This is a genomic window from Micromonospora sp. CPCC 205539 (genome assembly GCF_036906815.1).
GTDB lineage: Bacteria > Actinomycetota > Actinomycetes > Mycobacteriales > Micromonosporaceae > Micromonospora.
In genome coordinates this window covers 1-6,812 of record NZ_JBAKHW010000083.1, presented here as the reverse complement: position 1 = coordinate 6,812, position 6,812 = coordinate 1, and the positions used below count along the sequence as shown (strand labels likewise).

Sequence of the window (6,812 nt, the reverse complement as noted above, 5' to 3'; positions counted from 1 at the left end):
GGCGGGCAGGGGGCGGGGGCGGGCGCGGGGGCGGAGGGCGCGGGGGCGGAGGGCGCGGGGGTGGAGGGCGGGGGTCAGCCGCGGCGGTCCAGCCAGCGTTGCAGGAGGGAACGGTCGTCGTCCTGGGTGGGCTTGGGGTCGGGCACCACTGGACGCTCGACCGGGCGGTGGGGGTCGCCGGCAAGGTCGTGGCTGGGCGCCACGAACGCCTTCTCCGGCTGGCCCTTGACCGCGGCGGCGATGACCCGGGCGACCGCGTCGATCACCTTGGCCTGCACCGCGGAGCCCACCGAGTCGGTCGGGTCGTCCGGGTTGACGGCGATACCGGCCACCGCCACCTGCGGGGTGAAGCCGACGAACGTCTCGGTGCTGTTCTGCTCCGAGCTGCCGGTCTTGCCGGCCACCGGACGGCCGTCGAGGATGTCGTTCACGGTCGTGGCGGTGCCGCCGTTGCACTGCCCGAACGCCGACTGCTGGCCGACCGGGCACCGGGCCGCGTCGGTCGCGGCACGGGCCACGTCGGCATCGATCACCCGCTTGCAGGACGGCTCGCCGACCGGCACCTTCGCACCGTCCGCGGCGGTCACCGAGACCACCGGCAGCGGCGTGCAGTAGGTGCCCTCGGCGGCCACCGTGGCGTACGCGTTGGCCAGGTCCAGCGGGGTGGTGGCGGCCACGCCCAGGGTGAACGAACCCCACCGCGCGGCGTTGTCCTTGGCGAAGGCCGCGTCCGCGTCGGCCCGGAAGGTGATGCCGAGCCGCTGCGCCATCTCGACGACCTTGTCCTGGCCGACCTGCTCGGCCAGCCAGACGAAGTACGTGTTCACCGACCGGCCGAAGCCGTCCCACATCATCCGGTACCCGTCCATCCAGTCCGGGTTGGCGTTGGCCGGGCACCAGTGGCCGTCACAGCTGCCCGGCCCCTCGGCGTCGTACCGGGTGGGCAGCTTGGCGGGCGCGTCGAAGCCGGTGGAGAGGGTACGACCGGACTCCAGCGCGGCGAGCATGGTGAACAGCTTGAACGTCGAACCGGCCTGGTAGCCGTCCACGCTGGCCCCGCCGGAGATCAGCGGATTGACGGTGTTGGGGTAGGTGCCCTGCCCGGGCGGGTTGTCGGCCAGGCTGTAGTGCCGGTTGACCGCCATCGCCAGCACCCGCCCGGTGCCCGGCTGCACGGCCGCGACCGGCAGGGCACGCTTGTTGTCGTACCCATAGACCTTGGTGGCCTGCTGCTGCGCGGTGGCCTGGATCTGCGGATCCAGCGAGGTGACCACGGTGTAGCCGCCCGCACGGAGGGCCTGCTCGCGCTCGGCCACGGTGGCGCCGAACGTCGGCTGGGCCAGCCACCACTGGCGCAGGTAGTCGCAGAAGTAGCCCCAGTCGTCGTGACCCTGGGCCATCGCGGTACAGCCGTTGGGCTGCGCGGTGGGGTGCAGGGTCAGCGCCTCCGCCTTGGCCTGCGCGGCCTGGGCAGCGCTGATCGACCCGGTGGCGACCATCGAGTCCAGCACGTACGACCGGCGGACCAGCGCCTGGTCCTTGTCCCCGCCGATGGGGCTGTACGCGTCCGGGGACTGCACGAGCCCGGCGAGCAGAGCCGACTCGGCGAGGGTGAGCTGTGCCGCCGTCTTGCCGAAGTAGCGCTGGCTGGCGGCGGCGATTCCGTACGCGCCGGCGCCGAAGTAGGCGATGTTCAGGTAACGGTCGAGGATCTCGTCCTTGCCGAGGCTCTGCTCCAGCGCGCCCGCGTACCGGATCTCCTGGATCTTGCGGCCCATGGTGGGGTCGGTGGCGGCGGCGCGTTCGGCGGCCGTGCGGGTGGGGTCGGTCTTGAGCACGTTGCGGACGTACTGCATGGTCAGCGTCGAGCCGCCCTGCTCGGTGCCGCCGCCCTTGACGTTCGCCACCAGGGCACGGGCCAGGCCGCGCAGGTCAGCGCCGCCGTGCTCGTAGAACCGCCGGTCCTCGGCCGCCACGATCGCCTGCCGCATCACCGGGGCGACCTGCGCCAGCGGGACGTCGGTGCGATTCACGTCGTAGAACGTGGTGAGCAGCGTCTTGCCGTCGTTGGCGTAGAGGTAGGAGCGCTGCGGGGTGACCGGGGTGCGCAGAGCCCCGGGCAGAGCGGCGTACGACCCGATCGCGGTGCGCGTGGCGAACCCGAGCAGCAGGTTGCCCGGCAGCGCGGCGACAGCCAGGGCGAGCCCGGCCAGCAAGCCGGCGAGCAGCACGGTGAACAGCCGCGACAGCGGCGAGCGAGGGGCGGCCATGGTCCCCAGGATTGCCACGAAAGCCGCCAACCGACCACCCTCAGGCCCCGATTGTCAGCAACTTCACCGCCCCCCCACCAGCAAGTTCCCACCACCAGCCCCCTAGACCCCGCCCCTCCCCGCCCCTCCCCCTTACCCCGGTGATCATGAGGTTGACGGGCGGTTCAGGGCCAGAAACCCCCGTCAACCTCATGATCACCGGAGCAGAGCGTTCGGGGCCGCGTCCCAACACACCAGACCGCGCCCGGACGGGGTGATCAAGAGGTTTGCGTCAGACGGCGGCCCGATTCTGACGCAAGCCTCTTGATCACCGGGTCTGGCACCGGCGCGGCGCGGGGCAGAGCGGGGTCAGGGGGTGGTCGGGGTGGAGAGGCTGGCGGTGGCCGCGTCTCTCGCGATGTCGCGGGGGACCAGGCGGCCGGAGCGGTAGCCGATGCCGATGCCGGCGATCAGCACGAAGATCGCGCCGAACGTCTGCAACGAGCCGATGAGCGCGCCGCCCAGGCCGAGGAGCGGAGCGGCGATGATCAGCATGACCCCGTCCCCGAGGCTGAACGTGCCCGAGCGGGCCACCGCCCACCCGGTGAGGAACCAGCCCACGCTGTAGAAGGTGGCGCCGATCAGGACCAGCGAACGGGCCGTGGTGCCGAAGACGGGCGTCTGCTCCGCGAGCCCGGCGAACGGCAGCATCAGCACCGTACCGGCGATGCTGACCAGTAGACCGGCGGCGGCCACCCGGCGGCTGCGGGTCGCCGCGAGCAGGCCGGTGAGGGCCAGCAGCGCGAGCAGGCCGAGCCAGACCGCGGCGACCCAGCCGATCAGGTACGCCGCCCGGCCGTCGGCCGGATAGGGGTCGTTGCCCACCCCGCCGTCGCTGGCCATCGCCACCGCGCCGTAGAGGATGGCGTACGCGGGCAGCAGCCACACCGCGGCCCGCGCGAACCGGCGCACCGACCAGGCCCAGCTGGCGTTCGTGGCCGGCCCCATCGGGGTCGGCTCGGCGACGAACGGCAGCACGCCGAACCCGCCACCGGTACGCCGGGAGCCCAGTGGGCCGGCCGGGTCGTGCGCGCCGGGCACCGGGGCCGAGGACCACATCCGATTCGCCGGATCCTTCATGCGTCACCTCGCTCGTCCGCGAGCGGTGCGAGACGCGCCGGGGCGCCCCGATTGCCTGGTCACCACCCGTCCTAGGACCGATCGTGGCAGGCGTCGGAGCGCCCCATGAGTCTTTCTCGCATTTAGCCGGGCGAGCGGCCGACGTGCTGGACTATCCGCGCTCGCGCTGGTCCGTCGGGTCGTTGACCAGGCTGGCCGGGGAGACCGGCTCCGGCGCGGGCAGCCCCTGCGGCCCCTTGTTGCCGGTGGCCTGCGCCTCGGCGACGCGTACCTCGTCGTGGATCTGCTGAGCGGCGTCCGCCGCGGCCTGCGCCGCCTCCGCGGCCTCGCGCTCGACCTGGCTCGCCTGGTCCGCGGCCTCCGGCGCGGGCAGGTCCCCCACCATCTGGCTCAGCCCGCCGAGTGCGCCACCCATCCCCTCCAGGGCCTTGGTCAACTCGGCCGGGATGATCCAGACCTTGTTGGCGCTGCCCTGGGCGATCTGCGGCAGAGCCTGCAAATACTGGTAGGCGAGCACCTTCTGGCTCGGGTTGGCCTGGTGGATCGCGTCGAAGACCGTCCGGATCGCCTTCGCCTGACCCTCGGCCTGCAGGATCCGGGCCTGCCGGTCACCATCGGCCCGCAGCACCGCCGACTGCTTGTCACCCTCGGCGGTGAGGATCACCGACTGCTTGTGCCCCTCGGCGGTCAGGATCGCCGCACGGCGGTCCCGCTCGGCGCGCATCTGCTTCTCCATCGAGTCGCGGATGCTGGCCGGTGGCTCGATCGCCTTGATCTCGACCCGGGTCACCTTGATGCCCCAGCGGCCGGTGGTCTCGTCCAACACGCCCGAGAGGTGCCGGTTGATCTCATCGCGGCTGGTCAGCGCCCGCTCCAGATCCAGGGAACCGATCACGTTACGCAACGTGGTGACGGTCAACTGCTCGATGGCCTGGAGGAAGCTGGAGATCTCGTAGGTCGCCCGGACCGAGTCGACCACCTTGAAGTAGAGCACCGTGTCGATCGAGACCACCAGGTTGTCCGAGGTGATCACCGGCTGCGGCGGGAAGCTGACCACCTGCTCCCGCATGTCGACCTTGGTGCGCACCGCGTCGATGAACGGCACCAGCAGGTTGAGGCCGGGGCTGAGGGTGCGCTTGTACTTGCCGAGCCGTTCCACCACATCCTGGCGCTGCTGCGGCACGATCCGCACCGCCTTGGCCAGCGTTATCACGGCGATCAGCGCCACCGCGATCACCAGCACCCCGATTACCGTCATCCCGTTCACCCTCTCGCTTCCGGCAGCTCGCCGGCGGAAGAAACGTCGTCCTGCCAGACCAGGGCGGTCGCGCCCCGGACCTTTATCACCCGAACCCGGACCCCGGGTTCGAAAGACTGCGTCGTGTCGTACGGGCGGGCGCTCCACAGCTCGCCGTCGATCTTGACCAGGCCGTGCTCAGCGTCCACCCGCTCCAGCACCAGCGCCGTGGAACCCTCGATCGCCTCCACCCCGAACGGCTGCTCGCCGCTGTCCAGCGCGGACCGTCGATGCCGTCGGATGACCGGCCGGGCCACCAGCAGGCTCAGCGCCGACACCACCGCGAAGACCAGCGCCTGCACCGCCGTCGGCGCACCGAGGGCGGCGGCGCCGGCGGCGGCGAACGCCCCGGCCGCGAACATGATCAGAAAGAGCGTCGTCGTGAAGATCTCGGCGACCGCCAGCAACACACCCAACACGATCCACACCACGGCGTCCACCCCCTGATCGTGACACGCGAATGCACGCGCGGCCGACCCGCGATGATCAGTAGGCTCGGCGGAACCCCGGGCCCGCTCGTCCAGGGACCGGCCCGCGCCCATGAGCGAGGAGATTCCCTTGACCCTGCTGCCCGAGACCGCCCGACAGATCGACGTGCGCGTCGCACAGGCACAGGCCGCCGGTCGCGCCCCGTCGCTGGTGCTGGGCGTGGTCCGCGACGGCACACTGGTGCACCTGGCCGCCGCCGGCGAGCACCCCCGCCCGGACGCCGACCTGCAGTACCGGTTGGGCTCGATCAGCAAGACCATGACCGCCACCTTGATCATGCAGCTGCGCGACGCCGGTCAGTTGACCGTGGACGACCCGCTGGAGCAGCACCTGCCGGGCACCGGCCTCGGCACACTCACCCTGCGCCAACTCCTCGGGCACGCCAGCGGCATGCAGCGCGAGCCCGAGGGCCAGTGGTGGGAACGGACCGCGGGCGTCGACCTGCCCACCCTGCTGGCCGGGGTCAGCGCCGACAAGATCGCCTACCCGCCGCACGCCACGTACCACTACTCCAACCTCGCGTACGGGCTGCTCGGCGGGGTGCTCGAACGACTCACCGGTACGCCCTGGGCCGACCTGATCAGCGAGCGGATCCTCACGCCGCTGGGGATGCGCCGCACCACGTACGCGGCCACCGAGCCGTTCGCCCGTGGCTACGTCGTCCACCCGTGGCACCACACGCTGCGGGAGGAGCCCCGTACCGACACCGGCGCGATGGCACCGGCCGGGCAGCTCTGGTCGACGATCGAAGATCTGGGCCGCTGGGCGGCGTTCCTCGCCGACCCCGACCCGTCCGTGCTGGCCCCCGAGACGCTGGCCGAGATGTGCTCCCCCGTGGTGATCAGCGAACTGGAGACCTGGGCCCACGGGCACGGCCTCGGGCTCGAACTCTTCCGGGAGGGCAACCGGGTGTACGCCGGACACGGCGGCTCGATGCCCGGCTACATCGCCTCGCTGGCCGTGCACCGGCCCACCCGCACAGCCGTGATCGGCTTCGCCAACTCGTACGGCCTGCGCGTCGGCCACATCGGCGGGCTCGGCCGGGAGCTGCTCACCCTGGTGCTGGACGCCGAACCCGCGCCGGTCGCCCCCTGGCTGCCGGCCACCGCTGCGCCGTCGGCCGAGCTGACCGAGCTGACCGGCCGCTGGTGGTGGATGGGCATCGAGATCGAGGTGTCCGCGGACGCCGCCGGCGAGCTGCGCGCCGGGCCGATCGGTGCGCCGGACCTGCACTTCGTGCCCGAGGGACCGGACCGCTGGCGGGGCCGCTCCGGAGGGGAGGACGGCGAGATCCTCACCGTCCTGCGCGACGAGCAGGGGCGGGCGGTCGCCCTGGACATCGCCACCTTCGTCCACACCCGCACCCCCGACCAGGAACCCTGATCCGACAGGCTCACGGGCTCCCGCGTCCCACCACGCCCGCGCCCGGATCCGCGCGGGCGCCGGCGCCGGCGCCGGGGTCCGCGCCCGCGCCCGCGCCAAGATCTGCACAACTTCACCGATATTGCTGCCTCCCAGCGCGAGGAGGCAGCAATATCCCGGAAGTTGTGCGGATCTTGCGCGGCGGCGCGGCGCGGTGCGGTGGCGCGGCGCGGCGCGGTGCGGTGCGGTGGCGCGGCGCGGCGCGGTGCGGTGGC

General features: G+C 72.3%; 5 protein-coding genes. 1 reads left to right on the top strand and 4 read right to left on the bottom strand.

What is annotated here, in order from left to right; genetic code table 11:
* Positions 1–74 precede the first annotated feature (74 nt).
* The 4 genes from V6V47_RS32400 to V6V47_RS32385 form a co-directional block, all read right to left on the bottom strand.
* Positions 75–2,270 carry a transglycosylase domain-containing protein gene (locus V6V47_RS32400; RefSeq protein WP_334632367.1) on the bottom strand — a complete coding sequence of 732 codons (2,196 nt, stop codon included), beginning with the start codon at positions 2,268–2,270 and terminating at the stop codon, positions 75–77.
* Positions 2,271–2,618: 348 nt separating this feature from the next.
* Positions 2,619–3,389, bottom strand: coding sequence for a hypothetical protein (locus V6V47_RS32395; RefSeq protein ID WP_334632366.1), 771 nt, complete (start codon positions 3,387–3,389; stop codon positions 2,619–2,621).
* Between the two features lie 151 nt (positions 3,390–3,540).
* A complete protein-coding gene (locus tag V6V47_RS32390; RefSeq protein WP_334632365.1) occupies positions 3,541–4,647 on the bottom strand; it encodes an SPFH domain-containing protein in 1,107 nt (368 codons plus the stop codon).
* A gap of 5 nt (positions 4,648–4,652) precedes the next feature.
* A complete protein-coding gene (locus tag V6V47_RS32385; protein ID WP_334632364.1) occupies positions 4,653–5,126 on the bottom strand; it encodes an NfeD family protein in 474 nt (157 codons plus the stop codon).
* 118 nt (positions 5,127–5,244) lie between these two features.
* Between V6V47_RS32385 and V6V47_RS32380 the strand changes: the two genes are divergently transcribed.
* Positions 5,245–6,558, top strand: coding sequence for a serine hydrolase domain-containing protein (locus V6V47_RS32380; protein ID WP_334632368.1), 1,314 nt, complete (start codon positions 5,245–5,247; stop codon positions 6,556–6,558).
* Positions 6,559–6,812 lie beyond the last annotated feature (254 nt).